The 19,692-nt window shown below is 70.4% G+C and carries 18 protein-coding genes and 1 pseudogene; 10 read left to right on the forward strand and 9 right to left on the reverse strand.

Annotated features, from left to right (window positions below; genetic code table 11):
* Window positions 1-13 precede the first annotated feature (13 nt).
* A complete protein-coding gene (locus FGL15_RS07035; RefSeq protein WP_138945502.1) occupies window positions 14-838 on the reverse strand; it encodes a phosphoenolpyruvate hydrolase family protein in 825 nt (274 codons plus the stop codon).
* A 2-nt stretch (window positions 839-840) separates the two neighbouring features.
* A complete protein-coding gene (locus FGL15_RS07040; RefSeq protein WP_138945503.1) occupies window positions 841-2,136 on the reverse strand; it encodes a Tm-1-like ATP-binding domain-containing protein in 1,296 nt (431 codons plus the stop codon).
* A gap of 748 nt (window positions 2,137-2,884) precedes the next feature.
* Between FGL15_RS07040 and FGL15_RS21460 the strand changes: the two are divergent.
* From FGL15_RS21460 to FGL15_RS07050, 3 genes and pseudogenes are all read left to right on the forward strand, one after another.
* A pseudogene (locus tag FGL15_RS21460) lies at window positions 2,885-4,695 on the forward strand (family 78 glycoside hydrolase catalytic domain); the annotation flags it as partial.
* Window positions 4,696-5,037, forward strand: coding sequence for an alpha-L-rhamnosidase C-terminal domain-containing protein (locus tag FGL15_RS21465; RefSeq protein ID WP_370282211.1), 342 nt, complete (start codon window positions 4,696-4,698; stop codon window positions 5,035-5,037).
* A 57-nt stretch (window positions 5,038-5,094) separates the two neighbouring features.
* Window positions 5,095-6,108 (forward strand): LLM class flavin-dependent oxidoreductase, encoded by a 1,014-nt coding sequence (locus tag FGL15_RS07050; protein ID WP_138945504.1) that lies wholly within the window; start codon window positions 5,095-5,097, stop codon window positions 6,106-6,108.
* Between the two features lie 110 nt (window positions 6,109-6,218).
* Here FGL15_RS07050 and FGL15_RS07055 read toward each other — a convergent pair whose 3' ends face one another.
* Entirely contained in the window at window positions 6,219-6,584 is a 366-nt protein-coding gene (locus tag FGL15_RS07055; protein ID WP_138945505.1) for a DUF952 domain-containing protein, read from the reverse strand.
* A 44-nt stretch (window positions 6,585-6,628) separates the two neighbouring features.
* On the opposite strand from FGL15_RS07055, the gene FGL15_RS07060 reads away from it, so the two are divergent.
* The gene (locus FGL15_RS07060; RefSeq protein WP_138945506.1) at window positions 6,629-7,225 is read left to right on the forward strand and encodes a TetR/AcrR family transcriptional regulator C-terminal domain-containing protein; all 597 of its coding nucleotides are present in this window, start codon (window positions 6,629-6,631) and stop codon (window positions 7,223-7,225) included.
* On the opposite strand, the gene FGL15_RS07065 is transcribed toward FGL15_RS07060, so the two are convergent.
* Both FGL15_RS07065 and FGL15_RS07070 read right to left on the reverse strand, forming a co-directional pair.
* On the reverse strand, window positions 7,209-8,579 hold the full coding sequence (locus FGL15_RS07065) for a carboxylesterase family protein (RefSeq protein WP_138945507.1): 1,371 nt from the start codon (window positions 8,577-8,579) through the stop codon (window positions 7,209-7,211). The genes FGL15_RS07060 and FGL15_RS07065 overlap by 17 nt on opposite strands.
* Window positions 8,580-8,713: 134 nt before the next feature.
* Complete coding sequence (locus FGL15_RS07070; protein ID WP_138945508.1) at window positions 8,714-9,643, reverse strand: C40 family peptidase; 930 nt, start codon at window positions 9,641-9,643, stop codon at window positions 8,714-8,716.
* Between the two features lie 272 nt (window positions 9,644-9,915).
* On the opposite strand from FGL15_RS07070, the gene FGL15_RS07075 reads away from it, so the two are divergent.
* Together FGL15_RS07075 and FGL15_RS07080 are read left to right on the forward strand one after the other, a co-directional pair.
* The gene (locus tag FGL15_RS07075) at window positions 9,916-10,233 is read left to right on the forward strand and encodes a hypothetical protein (protein WP_205858698.1); all 318 of its coding nucleotides are present in this window, start codon (window positions 9,916-9,918) and stop codon (window positions 10,231-10,233) included.
* Entirely contained in the window at window positions 10,230-10,661 is a 432-nt protein-coding gene (locus FGL15_RS07080) for a type II toxin-antitoxin system VapC family toxin (protein WP_138945509.1), read from the forward strand. The genes FGL15_RS07075 and FGL15_RS07080 overlap by 4 nt, the downstream gene beginning before the upstream one ends.
* Window positions 10,662-10,680: 19 nt before the next feature.
* On the opposite strand, the gene FGL15_RS07085 is transcribed toward FGL15_RS07080, so the two are convergent.
* The 3 genes from FGL15_RS07085 to FGL15_RS07095 all read right to left on the reverse strand — a co-directional run bounded on the left by FGL15_RS07085 (window position 10,681) and on the right by FGL15_RS07095 (window position 14,042).
* A complete protein-coding gene (locus FGL15_RS07085; RefSeq protein ID WP_205858699.1) occupies window positions 10,681-11,712 on the reverse strand; it encodes a LacI family DNA-binding transcriptional regulator in 1,032 nt (343 codons plus the stop codon).
* Window positions 11,713-11,899: 187 nt separating this feature from the next.
* Window positions 11,900-13,333 carry a HAMP domain-containing sensor histidine kinase gene (locus FGL15_RS07090; protein ID WP_138945510.1) on the reverse strand — a complete coding sequence of 478 codons (1,434 nt, stop codon included), beginning with the start codon at window positions 13,331-13,333 and terminating at the stop codon, window positions 11,900-11,902.
* A gap of 4 nt (window positions 13,334-13,337) precedes the next feature.
* Window positions 13,338-14,042, reverse strand: coding sequence for a response regulator transcription factor (locus FGL15_RS07095; RefSeq protein ID WP_240773838.1), 705 nt, complete (start codon window positions 14,040-14,042; stop codon window positions 13,338-13,340).
* A gap of 197 nt (window positions 14,043-14,239) precedes the next feature.
* Between FGL15_RS07095 and FGL15_RS07100 the strand changes: the two genes are divergently transcribed.
* The 4 genes from FGL15_RS07100 (at window position 14,240) to rhaS (ending at window position 19,067) form a co-directional block, all read left to right on the forward strand.
* On the forward strand, window positions 14,240-15,793 hold the full coding sequence (locus FGL15_RS07100) for a sugar ABC transporter ATP-binding protein (RefSeq protein ID WP_138945511.1): 1,554 nt from the start codon (window positions 14,240-14,242) through the stop codon (window positions 15,791-15,793).
* Window positions 15,790-16,842, forward strand: a complete 1,053-nt coding sequence (locus tag FGL15_RS07105; protein WP_138945512.1) for an ABC transporter permease — start codon at window positions 15,790-15,792, stop codon at window positions 16,840-16,842. Before FGL15_RS07100 ends, FGL15_RS07105 begins: the two co-directional genes overlap by 4 nt.
* On the forward strand, window positions 16,835-17,935 hold the full coding sequence (locus tag FGL15_RS07110; RefSeq protein ID WP_138945513.1) for an ABC transporter permease: 1,101 nt from the start codon (window positions 16,835-16,837) through the stop codon (window positions 17,933-17,935). Before FGL15_RS07105 ends, FGL15_RS07110 begins: the two co-directional genes overlap by 8 nt.
* A 70-nt stretch (window positions 17,936-18,005) precedes the next feature.
* Entirely contained in the window at window positions 18,006-19,067 is a 1,062-nt protein-coding gene (gene rhaS, locus FGL15_RS07115; protein ID WP_138945514.1) for a rhamnose ABC transporter substrate-binding protein, read from the forward strand.
* A 153-nt stretch (window positions 19,068-19,220) separates the two neighbouring features.
* Here rhaS and FGL15_RS07120 read toward each other — a convergent pair whose 3' ends face one another.
* Window positions 19,221-19,649: a PLD nuclease N-terminal domain-containing protein gene (locus FGL15_RS07120; RefSeq protein WP_138945515.1), complete on the reverse strand. Its 429-nt coding sequence runs from the start codon at window positions 19,647-19,649 to the stop codon at window positions 19,221-19,223.
* Between the last annotated feature and the right edge of the window lie 43 nt (window positions 19,650-19,692).

Below are 19,692 nucleotides of genomic sequence, written 5' to 3' on the forward strand. Positions count from 1 at the left end.
GCGGTGCGGGCGGTCAGCGGGTCTGGATGGCCTTGAAGTCCTCGATCTGGCGCTTGATGGCGCGCTCGGTCGGGAGACGCTCGACGGATGATGCGCCGAAGAACCCGGAGACACCAGTCGTGTTGGCGAGGATGTAGGCGGCATCCTCGGGTTCGGCGATCGGACCGCCGTGGCACAGCACGATGACGTCCGGGTTGATCGCGACGGCCGCGTCCCGCATCTCCTGCACCCGGTGCGCCGACTCCTCCAGCGAGAGCGCCGTGGTCGCGCCGATCGTGCCGGCGGTCGTGAGGCCCATGTGCGGGACGAGGACGTCGGCACCCGCCTCGGTCATCGCGACCGTCGACTGGACGTCGAAGACGTACGGCGTCGTGAGGAGGTCGCGCTCGGCGGCGAGGCGGATCATGTCGACCTCGAGGTCGTAGCCCATGCCCGTCTCCTCGAGGTTCTGGCGGAAGACGCCGTCGAAGAGCCCGACGGTCGGGAAGTTCTGCACGCCGGTGAACCCCATCGTCTTGAGTTCGTCGAGGAAGCGCTCCATGATCCGGAACGGGTCCGTCCCGTTCACGCCGGCGAGCACCGGGGTGTCGCGGACGATCGGCAGCACCTCCCGGCTCATCTCCACGACGACCTGGTTGGCGTCCCCGTAGGCGAGCAGCCCCGACAGTGAGCCGCGACCGGCCATCCGGTACCGGCCGGAGTTGTAGATGATGATGAGGTCGACGCCGCCCGCCTCCGCGGACTTCGCCGAGATGCCGGTGCCCGCCCCGGCGCCGATGACGGCCTCACCGCGCGCGACGGTGGCGCGGAGACGTTCGAGTGCGATGGTCCTGTCCATGGTCAGTCCTCTTCCGTTGTGCTGTGCTGGCCGGCGCTGTTCCGCTCGATCAGGGCGTGCAGGGTGTCGGCTGCGATCCTCGCGAACACCGGATCATTGAGGTGTTCCGGACGGTCGACGACGGTGACCGCGCTGCCCGCCACGCCCGCGAGCACCGCATCGACGAGCGCCGTGTCCGCCGCCGGGTCGCGGAAGGGCAAGCCCTCGGCGTCGAGCGCCGAGACACCGCCGCGCGGGATCAGCAGGACGGTGGGGGCCTCGGCTCCTGCGAGCTTCGCCCCGATCCGCTCGCCCAGTGCGCGGTTCTCGTCGACCGTGGTGCGCATGAGCGTCACCGTCGCGTTGTGGACGAAGAAATCGCGATCGGCGAACCGCTCCGGCACGGTGTCGCGAGGGCCGAAGTTCACCATGTCGAGGGCGCCGAGGCTGACGAGCTGCGGGACACCTGCCGCGCCGGCCGCGGTGAGTCGGTCGGGGCCCGCCGTCAGCATGCCACCGACGAGGTCGTCGGCGAGTTCGGTGGTGGTGAGGTCGAGGACCCCCGCGAGCATGCCACTCCGGGCGAGCGATTCCAGTGCCTGCCCACCCGAGCCGGTGGCGTGGAAGACGAGGACTTCGTAGCCGAGTTCGTCGAGGCGCTCGCGAGCCACGTCGACCGCCGGCGTCGTGACCCCGAACATCGACGCCCCGATGAGGGGGCGGTCCGTCCGCTCAGCGGACGAAGCCGGACCTCGCGCCTGCGCAGCCGCCGCCATGCCGGCGATGGCCGCCACCGCGTTCCCGAGGACGGCACGGGAGATCTGGTTGATCCCGGCGATGTCGACCACGCTGTACATGAGCGTCACGTCGTTCGCGCCGACGTACGGCGCGACGTCCCCGGACGCCATCGTCGACACGAGGAGCTTCGGGGCCCCGATCGGCAGTTCGCGGAAGACCCGGGCGGCGATGGCCGACCCACCGCTGCCACCGAGGGCGAGGACGGCGTCGACCCGCCCGGAGGCGTGCAGCCGACCGATCACGGTCGCAGCACCCTCGGCCATCGCGCTCACGGCGGCGCCACGGTCCTCCGCGGCGAGCAGCGTCTCGAGATCGGTCCCGGCAGTGGCCGCCACCTCGTGGTTCGGGTGGTCCACGGTAGGGATGTACCCGTGGGGCTCGCGCGTTCCGGCGTCGACGACCACGACGTCCGCGCCCAGTTCGCCGAGACGCTCGGCGACCCACCGGTACTCGGCACCCTTGGTATCGAGGGTGCCGACGAGGGCGACGGTCGGTCTGGCTGGTGCTTCGGGTGCTGTCATCGTCGCTCTCCATCGTCGTCGTCGTGAGCGCGGGCCGGCCGCGTATCGGCGCGCCCCACCTGACGGATCCGCTTCGACCGCGCCAGCGCCTCCATCCTGGTCCAGGTTTTGAAACGTGTCAAGAAGCGTCGCATCATCCTCGCTTTATCGCATGCCTACGCTGTAGCATCGGGTTTTGAAACGTGTCAGAGTTGATCGCCGAGCGAGCTGCGACGCGCCCTGCCTGACGAAAGGACCAGCAGCCACGATGGTGACCACGAGCGCCCCCAGATTCGAGCACCTCCGCGAGGCCCGAGGGATCGGCGACGCCACCCCGAGGCTGAGCTGGACGAACCTCGCGCCCGCCGGCTGGGAGCAGCACGCCGCCGAGATCGAGATCACCCGCGACGGGCGGGTCACGACCACGGGCCGGGTCGCCACCGGTGAATCCGTCCTCGTCGCCTGGCCCGCCGCTCCGCTCCGCTCTCGTGAGGTGGCATCGGTGCGCGTGCGGGTGTGGGGCACCGACAGCGGCCCTGGCCGGGCAGTCGAGGCGGCCGACTGGAGCCCGGTGGCGACGGTCGAGGCCGGCCTGCTCGCACCGGGCGACTGGGTCGCGGTGCCGGTCGCAGCCGACTGGGATGAGGAGCCGGAGAGCGACACACGTCGGCCACCGCTGCTACGGCGGGACTTCACCGTCGGTGCCGACCTCGTCTCGGCGCGGTTGTACCTCACGGCGCACGGTGTCTACGAGGCGGAGATCAACGGTCGTCGCGTCGGCGACGAGGCGCTCGCGCCGGGTTGGACCAGCTACGCGAGCCGACTGCGCACGGCGACGCACGATGTCACCGAGCTCCTGCACCCCGGCGACAACGCGATCGGCTCCTGGATGGGCGACGGGTGGTACCGGGGTCGACTGGGGTGGCGCGGTGGCTTCCGCAACCTGTTCGGCTCGGACCTCTCGCTCATCGCCCAGCTCGAACTCCGCTATGAGGACGGTCGCGTCGAGACCATCGCGACCGACGAGCATTGGCGCGCCTCGTTCGGCCCCATCATCAGCTCCGGCAACTACGACGGTGAGCACTACGACGCCCGCGAGGAGCTCCCCGGATGGTCGGAGCCCGGCTTCGACGACAGCGGGTGGGCCGGCGTACGGATCGGCACACGCGACCCCGCCACCTTGGTCGCACCGCAGGGACCCCCGGTGCGCGCGACGCAGGAGGTCGCGCCGATCGCGGTCCTCACGAGCCCGAGCGGCAGGCGCATCCTCGACCTCGGCCAGAACCTCGTCGGTCGACTGCGCATCCGGGTCACCGGTCCGGCGGGCGAGACGGTCGTGATCCGGACCGCGGAGGTCATGCAGGGGGCGAGATCTACACCCGTCCGCTCCGCGAGGCGAAGGCGACCGACAGCTACACCCTCGCCGGCCGCCCGGCTCCGGCGGACGGCGGTGCCGCGGAGGAGTGGGAGCCGCGGTTCACGATCCACGGCTTCCGGTACGCGGAGATCACCGGATGGCCGGGCGATCTCGACGAGGCGGTCGCGAACGGCGACGTCGTCGCGCGGGTCTACCACTCCGACCTCGAGCGGACGGGCTGGTTCGAGAGCTCCGACGAGCGGGTGGACCGCCTGCACGAGAACGTGCTCTGGAGTATGCGCGGGAACTTCGTCGACCTCCCCACCGACTGCCCGCAGCGAGACGAGCGCGTCGGTTGGACCGGCGACCTGCAGGTCTTCGCGCGGACCGCTTCGTTCTTGTACGACGTGTCGGGCATGCTCGGCTCCTGGTTGCAGGACGTCGCGGTCGAGCAGCACGAGGACGGCACCGTGCCCTGGTACGTCCCCTTCATCCCCGACGACGGCCAGTGGACGCCGAACCGACCCGGCGCCGTGTGGGGCGACGTCGCCGTCCTCACCCCATGGGTGCTCTACGAGCGCTTCGGCGACATCGGCGTCCTCGCGGCCCAGTACGACAGCGCGAAGCGGTGGGTCGACCTCGTGCATCGGCTCTCCGGCCCTGACCACCTGTGGAACGAGGGGTTCCAGCTGGGCGACTGGCTCGACCCGGCCGCTCCACCGGATCGGCCGGCGGAGTCGCTCACCGACCGCCACCTCGTCGCCACCGGCTACTCGGCCTGGTCCACGGCGCACCTCGCGAAGACCGCCGCCGTGCTCGGCCGGGTGGACGACGCTGAGCACTACGCCGAGCTCGCTGAGGCGACCCGCCGGGCGTTCCTCGTGGAGTACGTCGGCGAAGACGGGCTGATGACGAGTGATGCACAGACCGCGTACTCGCTCGCGATCGCGTTCGAGCTCCTGCCGGACCCGGCGGCCGTGGACCGCGCCGGCGAGCGGTTGAGCGCCCTCGTCGCCGCCGCCGGCAACCGCATCGCGACGGGCTTCGTCGGGACGCCGATCGTGAGCGATGCGCTCACGACGTCGGGCCATCTCGACCGCGCCTACGACCTGCTGCTCGAGGAGGAGTGCCCGTCCTGGCTGTACGCGGTGGGACAGGGCGCGACCACGATCTGGGAGCGCTGGGACAGCATGCTGCCCGACGGGACCGTGAACCCGGGGCAGATGACCTCGTTCAACCACTACGCGCTCGGAGCGGTGGCGGACTGGCTGCACCGGGTCGTCGCCGGCATCGCTCCGGCCGCGCCCGGCTACCGCTCGATCCTGTTCCGACCCCGACCGGGCGGTGGGCTCACCCACGCCTCGGCCGTGCACCTGACGCCCTACGGTCGCGCGTCGATCGCCTGGCGGATCGTCGACGGCACGCTGCACGTCGAGGTCGAGGTGCCCACGGGGACGACGGCGATGATCGACCTCCCCGGCCACCCGCCGTTCCCCGTCCGCTCCGGTCTCCACACCGTTGCTCGCGAACTGTCACTTCCGGCTAGTGTGCAGGCCTCGCACTAGCCGCAAGCGACAGTTCGCGGGCGGAATAGGGGGGAGCTGGGGCCGGTTGAATCAACAGTGAAGAAGATCGGGTTCCTGTCCTTCGGACACTGGCAAGACGTTCCGGGCTCCAGCGTGCGCACCGGGCGTGACGCACTGCTGCAGAGCATCGACCTCGCGGTCGCGGCGGAGGAGGTCGGTGTCGACGGCGCGTACGTGCGCGTGCACCACTTCGCCCGGCAGCTCGCGTCACCGTTCCCGCTCCTGGCGGCGATGGCGGCGAAGACCTCGACGATCGAACTCGGCACCGGTGTCATCGACATGCGCTATGAGAACCCGCTCTACATGGCCGAGGAGGCGGCGGCCACCGACCTCATCAGCGACGGCCGACTGCAGCTCGGCGTGAGCCGGGGATCACCCGAGACAGCCCTCCGCGGGTCAGAATCGTTCGGTTACGTGCCAGGCGACGATGAGACCGACGCGGACATCGCCCGCTCGCACACCGAGGTGTTCCGGGCGGCCATCGCCGGAGCGGGCGTGGCGCGTGCCAACCCGCAGATGGCGGGGACCAACGGACTGCTCGCGATCCAGCCGCAGTCGCCGGAGCTCGGCGAGCGCATCTGGTGGGGCGCCGGCTCGCGGTCCACGGCGGTGTGGACGGCGGAGCAGGGCATGAACCTCATGTCGTCGACGCTCCTCACCGAGGACACCGGGGTGCCGTTCGACGAACTGCAGGCGGAGCAGATCCAGATGTTCCGTGACGCCTGGTCCGAGGCCGGTCACGAGTGGCAGCCGCGGGTCTCCGTGAGCCGCAGCATCCTGCCGCTCATCGACGACGAGACGCGCCGCTACTTCGGACTGCGCGCTCAGGCCGACTCGAAGGACCAGGTCGGACACCTCGACGGCGGACTCGCGCGCTTCGGCCGCAGCTTCATCGGCGAGCCCGACGTCATCGCCGCCGAACTCGCAGCCGATGCCGCCGTACAGGCCGCCGACACCGTCCTCGTCACCGTCCCGAACCAGCTTGGCGTCGCTTTCAACGCGCGCATCTTGGAGTCGATCGTCAAGGACATCAAGCCGGCGCTGGGGTAACCCCGGGGATCACAACTCCTGCTGATCGCCCGCCCGCAGGTCGACATGCGCACCAGGCGCTGCCCTCACGGTCGACGGCGAACCGTTCGCAGGAGTTGTGGTCGCCGGACTCAGCCCAGCAGCCCGGCGAGCGCCGCGGGCACCTGCCACGCGCCGGCCGCATCGCGTTCGAGCAAGAGCTCGGCCGTGATCGCCGGGCCGGCGGTCGGGAGCGGAGCGATGACGCGCGGTGTCGGATCCCAGGTGACCTGGATGCCCGCCGCCTGCAACTCCTCCACGTCGAGCACGATGAGCACGAGCGGCAGCTGGAGCGACCCGTAGACGCGCTCGAGCACCTCGGGCAGTCGGTCAGCGGTCGTCGCGTGGACGAAGCCGGCGTCGACGAACGGCACGGCTCGCGTCGACACCTCGTACTCGCCGAACGGCCGACTGGCCTCCCAATCGTCGACGATCGCGACATGCAGGATCTTCGTCATCTCCACCCTCTCCATTTAATGAGACGTTACCGTATCATTAGAGCATGGATTCGAGACGTGGTCGCCCGACGGCAGCCGAACGCGAACGCCGGCGCGACGCGATCCTCGACGCCGCCATCCGCCGGTTCACCGAGCACGGGTACGGCGGGACGACGATCGAGGCGATCGCCGCCGACGCGGGCGTGACGAAGCGGACGATCTACACCTGGTTCGGCGATCTCGCCGGCGTGCTGACCGCGGCGGTCGAACGTCAGCACGGGTATCTCCTCGCAGCCGACGAGCCAGGCTCCGAAGCCGAACCCCTCGAGGACGCGGCGACACGACTCGTGATCGCACTGCACTCGGACGTCTCGATCGCGCTGCACCGACTAGTGATCGCGGAATCCCCTCGGTTCCCCGAGGTCGCCGCCGGCTTCTACGCCGCCGGCCCGGCCCGCTCCATCGCGTTCCTCTCCGGCCACGTCGGCGAGCGGGCCGAGCAGCTCTACACCCTGCTCCTCGGCGAACCGCATCGACGCAGGCTGCTCGGCTTGTCCGCTGCGCCGACACCGGCCGAAGCACGGGCGCACGCCCGCGCGTGCTTGACACTCGTCGTCGACGAAGAGTCCACGCACCCGGCCACGCTCAGCGGTCGAGCGTGACCACGTCACTCAGGCCTGCGGTCGCGTCGGCGGCCAGGACCCCGTCACGCGCGAAGTCGGCCCACATCTGTCGCAGGAAGCGGCCACGGCGGTCGACCTCGGCCCAAGTCGCCGAGCCGATGAGCGCCGTCCGGCTCCACGACCGTTCGGTCCCGAGGAGGAGCGGCAGATCGGTGACATGGGACGCTCCGTAGGGACTGCCGGGCGGCGCCCAACTGAGCTCGTACCGCGTGGCCCGACCACCGGACGCACGATGCCGCTCGACGAACTTCCGGGCGTCGCGCGTGTAGGTCACGTGCGTGGTCGCGCCGACGAGCGCCCGCCGGATCGGGTCACCGACGACCGCCATCGAGGTCATGCGCGCGAAGGCCGGGATGAGCGGGACGTACAGCCGGGTCTCCTCCGTCGTCGAGCCGATCAGGACGTCGATGCGCGAGGCGGCTTCCCGCCAAGCGGCGTCGCGGTCGGCCTCCGCCGGGAGCGGCGCGTGACCGTACTGGGTGCCGAACGCCATGCCACCACGCAGTCCGAACCGTCGCGCCGCCCGCTCCACCTGCGCTTCGAGCGCGAGCAGCTCGGCCACCGGGGTGTCCCGCGTCGGGCTGCCGGCCGCCCGCATCATCGCGCTCGCCATCTTCGCCCGACCACTGCTGATGCCGAGCGGCGCGCTCTGGACGATGGCGCGCTGGAAGAGCCCCGCGGTGCCCTCGCTGATCATGAGGTGCGCGATCGCATCGCCGCCCGCCGACTGCCCGAAGAGCGTGACCGACCCCGGGTCGCCACCGAACGCGCTGATGTGCTCGTGGATCCACCGGAGCGCGAGGACGAGGTCCAGCAGACCGAGGTTCGCCGGCAGCGTCGCACCGTCACCGAGGAAGCCGAGGATCCCGAGCCGGTACGTGACCGACACCACGATGACCCGCTGCTCGACGACCAGGTTGACCGGATCGTAGACGTCGAGGTCACCCGCGCCCGTGACGTAGGCGCCGCCATGGATCCAGACCATCACCGGCAGCGACTCGTCGGGACGCATGTCGGCGGGGACCGTGATCGAGAGCGCCTGGCAGTCCTCGGAGCCGACCATCCCTTCACCAGCGCCCTCGAGGACGGCCTCGAGCACCCGGGAGGTCCGCTGCGGTGAGGCCGGCGCCCGCTCGAAGGCCCGGAACGGCATTGGATCGCCGTCGGCGCCGACGGGAAGACCGGCCGGCTCCGGCACCTCGAAGCGCCCCGCGCGGGCGTACGGGATGCCGCGGGCCCGAACCACCGCGCCGTCGACCCGACCCAGGATCGTGCCGAGGGAGGTCTCGAAGGCACGTGCGTCGGAGGTCGGGCTCGCGTGCAACTCGGTCATCTGTCCACGCTATCCCCGACATGCCCGTGCACAACTCCTGCCCGACGGGCTCACACCGAAGACACGGCCGCGCGAACCGGGCCGAGCTGCCGGCCGAGGGCCGGCCGAGCAGGAGTTGTGGACGGGGAAACTGTCTACGGGATGCGGATGTAGACCGGGTCGCCCCAGATCGACAGACGGTGCTGGACGTAGCGACCCCAGTCGGGAGAGTCGTACATGCCGCCCGCGCCGTCGTAGATCGCGATGTGACCTTCCGGCCAGTAGAGCAGGTCGCCGGCGACGGCCTCCGACGCCGAGATCTGCACGCCCGACGCGGCCTGCGCACCGGCGCCGCGAGGCAGGGACACGCCGAACGCCGCAAAGACGTACTGCACGTAGCCGTCGCAGGCGAAGCTGTCGGACGGGTCGTTGCCGTTGCCGTAGGGGACGACGCCGACGAACTGCGCCGCGTAGGCGAGGATCGCCTCGCCGGATCGGGCGACGGCGGGAGCCGCATACGTGCGTCCGGCCGAAGCCGACGCGGACGACGAGGAGGCGGCGGATGCACTCGCGGCCGCCTCGGCTGCGGCAGCTGCAGCGGCGGCCGAGGCGGCGTCGACCTCCTCCTGGCTGGTCGCGCCGTAGCCGTCGCGCACGAAGGGCACATCGGCTGCGGTCGACGGCACGGAGTACGACACCGACTGCATCGTCGCCGCAGACGGGATCGCTCCACCGGTCGCCGCATCGACGTCGACGCCGGCAGCGGCCGCCGGCAGTGACACCGACACGAAGAGCCCGGTTGCGAGCGTCATGACGCCGAACGTGGCGAACGGCTTGGCGCGCTTCGCGAACGAGCTCTTGCCGCGTGGGGCCGAGGGCCGCTTGGTGGGCACGAGGTCGACGTGGCGTCGCTCCTCCTCGGCGGAGGCGGTCCAGCTGGCGTCCTCGAGTCGAGCCGCGCGACGGGCGGCTCGTGGGCTGAGTGCCACGTGGCGGCCACCGGTCCGGGCAGGGGGCGTGGGGGCCACGGCCGGAGTGTTCGGGTCGCGGCGCTCGAGGGCGCGCGCAGGGGTGGTGCTGGTCATGTGCGGGGTACCGTCCTGGGTCTCGGTCGCGTCGGGGGCGCGCTCGGTTCATGCTCGGTGGGTGCAGCATCGCCTCGGCAGAGCCGCCCCTCGATGACCGCGGTCGACCGGTTGCCCGATCCGAGGGAGGCGAAACGGCCACCCTACGTGGACGTCCCTGAGAGGATCCTCCGCTTGGCGTGGCCTGTGGAGGGCCGATGAAGTCACGTCGCCGGCTTGCTAGCATCGTGCTAGCACTCCATTCCCGACGAGAGGTGACGACATTGCCCACGGTGACCGTCCGGAATCTCGATGAGGACACGAAACGCGGTCTGCAACAGCTCGGCGCCTTGCACGGACGATCCATGGAGGCGGAGATCCGGGCGATCCTCGCGGCGGCCGTCAGGACGACGACGGCTGAGGACCTCCGCGCCGCCTCGGCCTCTGACAGCGACCGACCGGGGTTGGCGGAGCGCATCCATCAGCGCTTCGTCGACCTCCACCTCGACGGTGAACTCGTCATCGAACTACCCGACCGAACCACGACCACCCGACCGAATCCGTTCGACGATGCCGCGAGCGCCGACGCGGACGACCCGGCCCCGAGGTGATCATCCTCGACACGAACGTCGTCTCCGAACTGTTCAGGCCACGGCCCGACCCGACGGTGGCCCGGTGGATCGACCAGCAGGACGAGGCCGACCTCCACCTCACCGCGATGACCGCTGCCGAACTCCTCGAAGGAGCCCTGCGCCTCCCTGCAGGCGCTCGCCGATCGGCGCTCGTCGGGGCCGTGGCGACCGTGCTCGATGCCGACTTCGCAGGACGCGTCCTCCCCTTCTCCGCGGAAGCCGCGCTCGATTACGCGGAGCTCATGACGACGCGACGCCGCTCCGGCAACCCCATCGGACCTCAGGATGCGATCATCGCGGCCATCGCGAGATCCTCCGGCGCCGCTCTCGCGACGCGGAACACGCGCGACTTCGCCGGCGTCGGCCTCCACCTCATCGACCCGTGGGTCCCCGACCACCCGGCGTGATCCAGGGCGGCACCCAGACTCAGGACGGGTCGACGCCGACCGTCGACTGCCGGACGACGAGTTCCGGCTGGAAGACGATCTGCTCGGGCACGCGTCGAGCGCCCGCGTCCGCCTCACGGAGCAGGAGCTCGACGGCGGTGTGGCCGATGAGCGCGCTCGGCTGACGGATCGACGACAGCGGGACGACCGCCGCCGACGCGAAGTCGATGTCGTCGTACCCGATCAGGGCGATGTCGTCCGGCACGCGCACCGAACCGAGCATGCTGAACGCCTGCAGGACCCCCATCGCGAGGAGGTCGTTGGCCGCGAACACCGCGTCGGGCCACTCGTCACGAGGACGGTTCCGAATAGTCTCACCCGCGGAACGGCCCTGCAGCACCGTCAACGCGGTGGTCTCCACGACCTCGAGGGTGACCTCGGTACCACCGGCCATGGCTGCATCGACCGCCTGACGCGCACCGGCGAGCCGGTCGACGACCTGCCGCAGCGAGGACGGACCACCTACGACCACGATGCGACGCCGACCGAGTTCGATGAGGTGCTCGACCGCGAGCCGCCCGCCCGCGACGTCGTCGACGGCGACCGACGAGAAGCTCGTGTCCTCGGTCTGCCGGTCGACGAGCACCGTCGGCGTCCCGCGGTCGCGCAGTCGACTGAGCCGGGTGAGGTCGTCGCCGAGCGGGGTGATGAGCACGCCGGCGACCCGCTGCTCCTCGAAGAGGTCGAGGTAGGCGCGCTCGCGGTCGATGCTCTCGTCGCTGTTGCCGAGCAGGACCGACCACCCCTCCGCATCGGCTCGATCCTCGGCGCCGCGGGCGACGTCGGTGAAGAACGGGTTGCCGACGTCGAGCACCACCAGGCCGACACTGCGGCTGCGACCGGCCCGGAGCTGGCGGGCCGCGTCGTTCCGCACGAAGCCGAGCTCGTCGATCGCCGCGTGGACGCGGTCGACCGTGACGGGCGAGACCTTCTCGGGGCGGTTCAGCACGTTGGAGACGGTCCCGACCGAGACGCCGGCTCTCGCCGCGACGTCCTTCACGCTCGCGCTCACGGCTCCCCTTCGCCTGTCGGACCCGCCAGGCGACGCCGGACGGGCTGGCTCATTGTTGCATGCAGTGACTCATGGCGCCCGCGCAGTCGGCTGTCCCCGGTCGTCTCCGTCCCCAACTCAGGAGTTCCCGGGCGCGGCACCCCCGCCCGCCCCGACACACCGGGCGACTCCTGAGAACGGGCGACGATCAGGCGGGATCGACCGACAGGGCCGACGCGGCGGGCAGGGTGACGACGACCTCGAGACCGTGGCCGGGTCGGTTGTGCAGCACGATCGCGCCGCCCGCGTTGCGCGCGATGGCGGCGACGATCGCGAGCCCGAGACCGGAACCGTGCCCGGAGGACCGCGTCTTGTCCGATCGGCTGAACCGCTCGAGCGCCCGCGGTTCGAAGTCCGGGTCGAGCCCTCCGGCGTTGTCCGACACTCGCAGCGTGAGCTGCCCGCCGTCGTCGTCGAGCATGACCGACACCCGCCGCGGAGCACCCCCGCGATCGGCGAAGGCCTGCAGCGCGTTCCCCGTGAGGTTGTCGACGACCCGGCCGACGTCGTCGGCGCGCACGGCGTACACCGCCGCACCGTCCCCCGGCCCGCTCCCGGCGACCGCACTCACGTACTCGACCTCGATCCCGGCCAGCGCGTCGTCCGAGGCGACCCGGAACCGCGCACGCTCGACCGCCTCGAGCACGTCGGCGTCCAGCGTGGCCGCGGTCGTCCGCTCCTCCGGCGTCGCCGCTTCGATGCGGGACAGCTCGAGGAGCGAGGTGACGAGCGCCGACAACCGCGTCGCACTGCGCTCAGCGCCCTCGATGTCGGCGAGCAGCTGTTCACGCGACGAGTCCTCGAGGCGCGCGAGTTCGAGCTGGGTGCGGAGGATCGCCAGCGGTGTCCGGAGCTCGTGACTCGCGTCGGACACGAGCTGCCGTTCGCGGTCCGCCGAGGCCCGCAGCCGCTCGATCAGGTCGTTGAGGGTGATCGCGAGCTGCGCGATCTCGTCGTCCGCACGGCCGACCGGCAGCACCTCGTCCGTCGACCGTTCACTGAGGCTCTGCGCACTCACCCGGAGCCGGGTGACGGGCCGGAGCGACACCGTCGTCAGGATCCATCCGCCGGCCGCGACACCGAGGACCAGGAGCGCGAAGGATCCGACGAGTAGGAGGCGCATCTGGACGAGGACGGTCGTCTCCTCGGCCTCGTCGCGTCCGGCGATGACGTACCAGGTGTCGCCACCGACGGTCACGGGCTGTGACAACAGGATGTAGGTGGCGGGACCGGCGTCGACCGTGGTGACCTCCCGCGTCGCGGCGAGCGCCGGGAGTTGCGCGGCGAGCGTCGTCGGCAGGCTGAAGACCGGGATGGAGCCGTCGGGGGCGATGACCGCGATGCGGGTGCCGAGGCCGGGTCCCTGGAGCGGGTCGTCGGGTCTCGCCTGCAGTGCGAACACGTATTGTGCGCCGTCGCTGCGGAGCGCCTGGACGGTGCCGTCGCGGACGATGCGCTCCAGCTGAGCGTTGATCGCGAGTCCGGCGAAGAGCGACACGACGACGGCGATGAGCAGACTGCCCCCGGCGATCCGCGTGCGGATGCCGTGGTGCCGCGTCGACCGACGACGGTCCGACGACATGCCCTCAGCTCCCTGCGACGACGAGCGAGAAGCCCACGCCGCGGCTCGTCACGATGCGGACGCCCGCCTCCGCCAGGTCGAGTTTGCGACGGAGACGGCTGATGTACTGGTCGACGACGTTCGGGTCGATGTTGTCGAAGGTCTCCCAGACCTCCCGCAGCATGGCCGCCCGGGAGACGACGGCGCCCGACTCGGTCGCGAGCACCCGGAGGACGTCGAACTCGGTCCCGCTCAGCGGCACGTCGTGGTCACCGACGCGCGCACGGTGCCGGTGCAGGTCGAGCGTCAGCCCACCGACGTCCAAGCGGGGCTGCACGGTGAGCGTGTCCCGCCGCCGGACCGCGCGGATCCGGGCGGCGAGCTCGGCGAAGGCGAACGGCTTGATCATGTAGTCGTCGGCTCCGGCGTCGAGCCCGCGGACCCGGTCGTCCACGGCGTCGCGCGCCGTGAGCAGGATCACCGCGAGCGTCGGGTCGAGGCCTTTGAGCTCGCGGCAGACGGCGAATCCGGAGAGCCCTGGGAGCATGACGTCGACCACCGCGACCTGGAAGCCCGCGTCGCCACCGGACGCCGGCGCGATCGCCTGCCGTGCGAGGTCCAGCGCGGTCGGGCCGTCGAACGCGGTCGTCACGTCGTGGCCGTCCGACCCGAGACCGCGGGAGAGGAGGCCAGCCATCTCGCGTTCGTCATCGACGACGAGGATCCGCACGGTCGTCCTCCTTCGCCATCGAGCATCCACAGCCTAGGCGAGCCAAGCGGGGCGCCGTTTCTGAAGGTCCTGTCAGGAACGACCGCTTCACCTTGCCGCCCGCGATCCGGCGGCCATACAGTGCAAGTGCTCCCGACCCTGAATCGATTCACATCCCGCCGGGAGCGAGCCCCTCACCGTGGAGGAACGGACCCTCAATGACGATCGACCATCCAGCGCAGCCGACGCGCACCGAACCTGCCGGGCGCAGCGCCCAGCCGGCGCTCTCCCTCATCGGAGCCGCCAAGACCTTCGGCCCCGTCGTCGCCCTGGCCGACGGCACCATCCAGATCGAGGCCGGCGAGATCCACGCGCTCGTCGGCGAGAACGGCGCCGGGAAGTCCACGCTCGTGAAGATCCTCGCCGGGCTCTACACCCCCGATGCCGGCGACTTCACCCTCGCCGGGAAGCCCGTCGCCTTCCGCGGGGTCGCCGACAGCAAGGCCGCGGGCATCTCCGTGATCTACCAGGAGCCGACCCTGTTCCCCGACCTCACCGTCGCCGAGAACATCTTCATCGGCCGCCAGCCGAAGAACGGCCTCGGACTCATCAGCACGGGCGCCATGCGGAAGGCCGCCCGCGCCCTGTTCGACCGCCTCGGCGTCCAGATCGACCCCGACCGCGTCGCCGAGGGCCTCTCGATCGCCGACCAGCAGATCATCGAGATCGCGAAGGCCATCTCGCTCGACGCCAAGGTCCTCATCATGGACGAACCGACCGCCGCGCTCTCCGGCGTCGAGGTCGACCGCCTCTTCCAGGTCGCCCGCTCCCTGCGCGACGCGGGCGCCGGCATCATGTTCATCTCCCACCGCTTCGAGGAGGTCTTCGCGCTGTGCGACCGCATCACGGTCATGCGCGACGGCCGCTACATCGCCACGCACGCCACGAGCGAGACGACGGTCGACGCGATCGTCCGGCAGATGGTCGGTCGCGACATCGCCGCCCTCTTCCCCAAGCAGGACGCGGAGATCGGCGACGCGGTCCTCACCGTCGACGGGCTGTCGCGCGCCGGCGTCTTCTCCGACATCTCGTTCACGGTGCGCTCGGGTGAGATCGTCGCCCTCGCGGGACTCGTCGGCGCCGGGCGCACCGAGGTCGCCCGCGCCGTCTTCGGCATCGACCCCTACGACACCGGACGCGTCACGCTCGACGGCAAGCCGGTGAAGGCCGGCGACCCGCAGGCCGCGATCGACGCCGGCATGGGCTTCGTCCCGGAGGACCGCCGCCAACAGGGTCTCGTGATGGACCTGTCGGTCGCACGCAACGCGACCCTCACCCTCCGCCACCGGCTCGCGCGGGTCGGGATCATCTCCGGCCGCCGCGAACGCGAGGCGGCCGAGGAGTGGTCGGCCCGCCTCCAGGTGAAGACCGGCTCCCAGGAGTACGCGGTCTCCACCCTTTCCGGTGGCAACCAGCAGAAGGTCGTCCTCGCGAAGTGGCTCGCCACCGAGCCGACCTTCCTCATCGTCGACGAGCCCACCCGCGGCATCGACGTCGGCACGAAGAGCGAGGTCCACCGCCTCATCTCCGAACTCGCCGGCCGCGGCATCGCGATCCTCATGATCTCCTCCGAACTGCCCGAGGTCCTCGGCATGGCCGACCGCGTCCTCGTCATGCACGAGGGACGGATCACCGCCGAGCTCACCCGCGAAGAAGCGACCCCGGAGACCGTGATGCACGCGGCCACCGGTTCCCTGGAAGGCGCACGATGACCGACACCACCACGAAGCCGGGAGGCGGCGGCCCCGTCACCGTCGCGACCGAGCGCACGACGAACCCGATCGCGTCGATCGTGCGACTCCGGGAGCTCCCGGTCACCGTCGCCCTCGTCGTCCTCGTGCTCGTGACCTACCTCGCGAACCCGCTGTTCCTGTCCGCACAGGGGGTGAAGGACCTCCTCCTCAACGCGACGATCATGATCATCCTCACCGTCGGTCAGGCGCTCGTCATCATCACCCGCAACGTCGACCTGTCCGTCGGCTCGATCCTGGGGCTCGTGGCCTTCGCGACCGGCACGATGTTCGCGACGATGCCGCAGCTGCCGATCATCGCGGTGTTCGCCATCGCCATGCTGCTCGGCGCGGTGCTCGGTGCGATCAACGGTGCGCTCGTCACGATCGCGAAGGTCCCCGCCCTCGTGATCACCCTGGGCACGCTCTACATCTACCGAGGCCTGAACAACGCGTGGGCCGGTGGCACGCAGTACTTCGCGGACGACCGACCCGACGCGTTCGGGAACCTGTCCGTCGACACCGTCCTCGGCTTCCCGGTCATCACCCTCATCGCGATCCTCGTCGTGGTCGTCGTCGCCGTCTACATGGCCGGCGCCCGCTCCGGCCGCGACCTCTACGCGATCGGGTCGGACCCCGACGCCGCGAAGCTGTTCGGCATCCCGGTCGGCCGCCGCGTCTTCCTCGCCTTCCTGGCGAACGGCCTGCTCGCCGGACTCGCCGGCGTGCTCTACGCCTCGCGCTTCAACTCGGTCGGCGCGACCACCGGGTCGGGCATGGAGCTCGACGTCGTCGCAGCGGCCGTGGTCGGCGGTGTCGCGATCTTCGGCGGCAGCGGCTCCGTCGCCGGTGCAGCGATCGGCGCGATCCTCCTCACCACCATCACGAGCGCCCTCACCGCCCTGCGCGTCGACAAGTTCTGGCAGCAGGCGATCGTGGGCATCCTCATCCTGGCCGCGATCATCATCGACCGCGTCGCCAGCCTCCGTACGGCCAAGAAACTGCGAATGAGCGAGGCACGCGATGTCTGATCTGAAGACCCCGGCAGCCCCGAAGGCTCCGTTCACCAAGGGCTCCGGCCCACTCGGCACCGACACCACCGGCGTGCTCGTGGCCGAACCGAAGGGCCGCACCGGTGCCTCGCGCATCCTGCTCGGCCGCGACGCGATCATGATCTACGCGCTGCTCGTCGTCGTCATCAGCGGATGCCTGCTCATCCCGCGGTTCGCCTCCCCCGTCACCGTGGGCTTCCTCCTCCTCGACGTCATCCCGATCCTCCTCATCGCGATGCCGATGACGCTCGTCATCATCACCGGCGAGATCGACCTGTCCGTCGCGAGCACCGCGGGCCTCACGAGCGCCGTCATCGGTGTGCTGTGGGCCGGCGGCGGGATGGACATCGGCGTCGTCCTCCTCATCGGGCTGCTCGTCGGAGTCGTCGCCGGCGCGTTCAACGGCTTCCTCATCGCGGTGGTCGGACTCCCGTCGCTCGCGGTGACGATCGGCACGCTCGCGCTGTTCCGCGGCCTCGCGCTCGTCGTCATCGGCGACAACGCGGTCGCGAACTTCCCGCCCGAGCTCACCGCGTTCTTCACGTCGAAGATCGGCTCGACCGGTATCCCCGTGGTCATGGTCGGGGTCCTCGTCGTCGTGCTCGCCTTCGGGATCGTCCTGCACCTGACCCCCTTCGGCCGCGGGCTGTACGCGCTCGGGTACAGCACGGAGGCCGCGAGCTTCGTCGGCATCAAGGTCGCCCGCTCGAAGTTCTGGCTCTACGTCGCGACCGGCGGCGTCTCCGCCCTCGCGGGGGTGTTCTGGACGCTCCGCTACTCGAGCGCCCGCAGCGACAACGCCTCGGGTCTCGAACTCGCCGTCATCGCGGCCGTGCTCCTCGGCGGCGTGTCGATCTTCGGCGGCAAGGGATCCATCCCGGGTGTCGTCGCGGGTGTGCTGCTCATCGGCACCATCAACTACGCGCTCCGGCTCGGCCGCGTCTCCGACGTCGTCCTCATCATCGTGACCGGGACCCTGCTGATCGCCTCGGTGGTCGGCCCCAGTATCTTCGAATCCGTCAAGCAGTGGAACCACCACCGACGGATCCGACGCAGCCTGCCCCAGCACTGATCTCCCGATCGGCGCAGCCCTCGGGGCACCCCACGCCACAGCACCAGGCGTATCCAGAAAGGAACAGACAATGCAGTCGATTCGAAACCGCGCAGCAGGCCGTTCGGCCCGTCGCGCAGCGGCCCTCATCGCCGCAGCAGCCTCCCTCGCACTCATCGCGACGGGGTGCGCCACCGGCGACTCCGCGGGCTCAGGTGGTGGCGGCGGTGCCGCGGAGAGCATCACCTTCATCCCCAAGCAGCTCAACAACCCGTACACGGACGTCGTGCTCGGCGGCGGCAAGGACGGCGCGAAGGCGGCCGGCTTCAGCGCCACCGAGGTCGTCGGCCCGCTCGAGGCGAGCGCGTCCAGCCAGGTGTCGTTCATCAACGCGGAGACCCAGGCCGGCACGAACGTCATCGTCATCGCGGCGAACGACCCCGACGCCGTCTGCCCCGCCCTCAAGGAGGCCCGTGACGGCGGCGCGAAGATCGTCGCGTTCGACTCCGACACCAGCAAGGACTGCCGCGACGTCTTCATCTCCCAGGTCGTCGCGAAGGACGTCGCCCTGATCCAGACGAAGCTCATCTCGGAGCAGATCGGTGGCTCGGGCGAGATCGCGATCCTCTCGGCCACGGCCAATGCGACGAACCAGAACGAGTGGATCAAGTACATGGAGGAGGAGCTCGCCTCCAATCCGGACTACAAGGACATCAAGCTCGTCGCCAAGGTCTACGGCGACGACGACGACACGAAGTCGTTCCAGGAGGCCCAGGGTCTGCTCCAGGCGCACCCGAACCTCAAGGGCATCATTTCGCCCACGACGGTCGGCATCGCCGCGACCGCCCGCTACCTCTCCACCTCGGAGTACAAGGGCAAGGTCGCACTGACCGGGCTCGGCCTCCCGAACGAGATGCGTCCGTTCGTCAAGGACGGCACCGTCACGGCGTTCGCGCTGTGGGACCCGGCTCAGCTCGGCTACGTCGCCGCGTTCGCCGGCAAGGCACTCGCCGAGGGCACGATCACCGGCAAGGAGGGCGACACCTTCGAGGCCGGCGACCTCGGTGAGCGCGAGGTCGCCGCCGACGGCACCGTCATCGTCGGCCCGCCGACCACCTTCGACGCGTCGAACATCGACAAGTACGACTTCTAGGAGTCACCCGCAGCACCGCACGAACAAACCACCACTTCACCACTGCCCTAACTCAGGAGCGGCTGGGTGCGTCGCCCCACCAGGGCCCGCGCCACCGCCGACACGCCGACGGCGTCCTGAGTTAGGGCAGTGGGTCGTGACGGGAGTTCATCGTCAGGAGCGTTTGTCGTCGGCGTCGGGATCGGCGCGCTTCATCTCCAGCTCGAGCTTGCGGATGCGCTCGGCGTCCTCGGCGGCCTGGATCTCGCGCTCGAGGGCGGCAAGCTGCTCCTCCGTGCTGCTGACGGCGCGGTCCGGCTGCGACGGCGAGGGCGTCGCGGTCGACGAGGGACCGCGACCCGAGCCCCACGAGCCGGACGTCCGCGACTGCTTCCGGCCCCGGCGTTCGGGGAGCTTGATCCGGCTCGTCGACCAGTCCTTGCCGAGCAGGAACCACAGGGCGACGCCGATGAGCGGGATGAAGACGATGAGCAGCACCCACACGATCTTGGGCAGGTTGCGCACGACGGGCTCGGGCTGACCCACCACGTCGATGAGCGCGATGATCGTGAGGACGATGAGCAGCAACGACAACACGAACATGTCGTCAATCCTAGGCAGACCACCGGTGGGTTCGGCCAGGATG

The organism is Plantibacter sp. M259, from assembly GCF_006065115.1.
Classification (GTDB): domain Bacteria; phylum Actinomycetota; class Actinomycetes; order Actinomycetales; family Microbacteriaceae; genus Plantibacter; species Plantibacter auratus.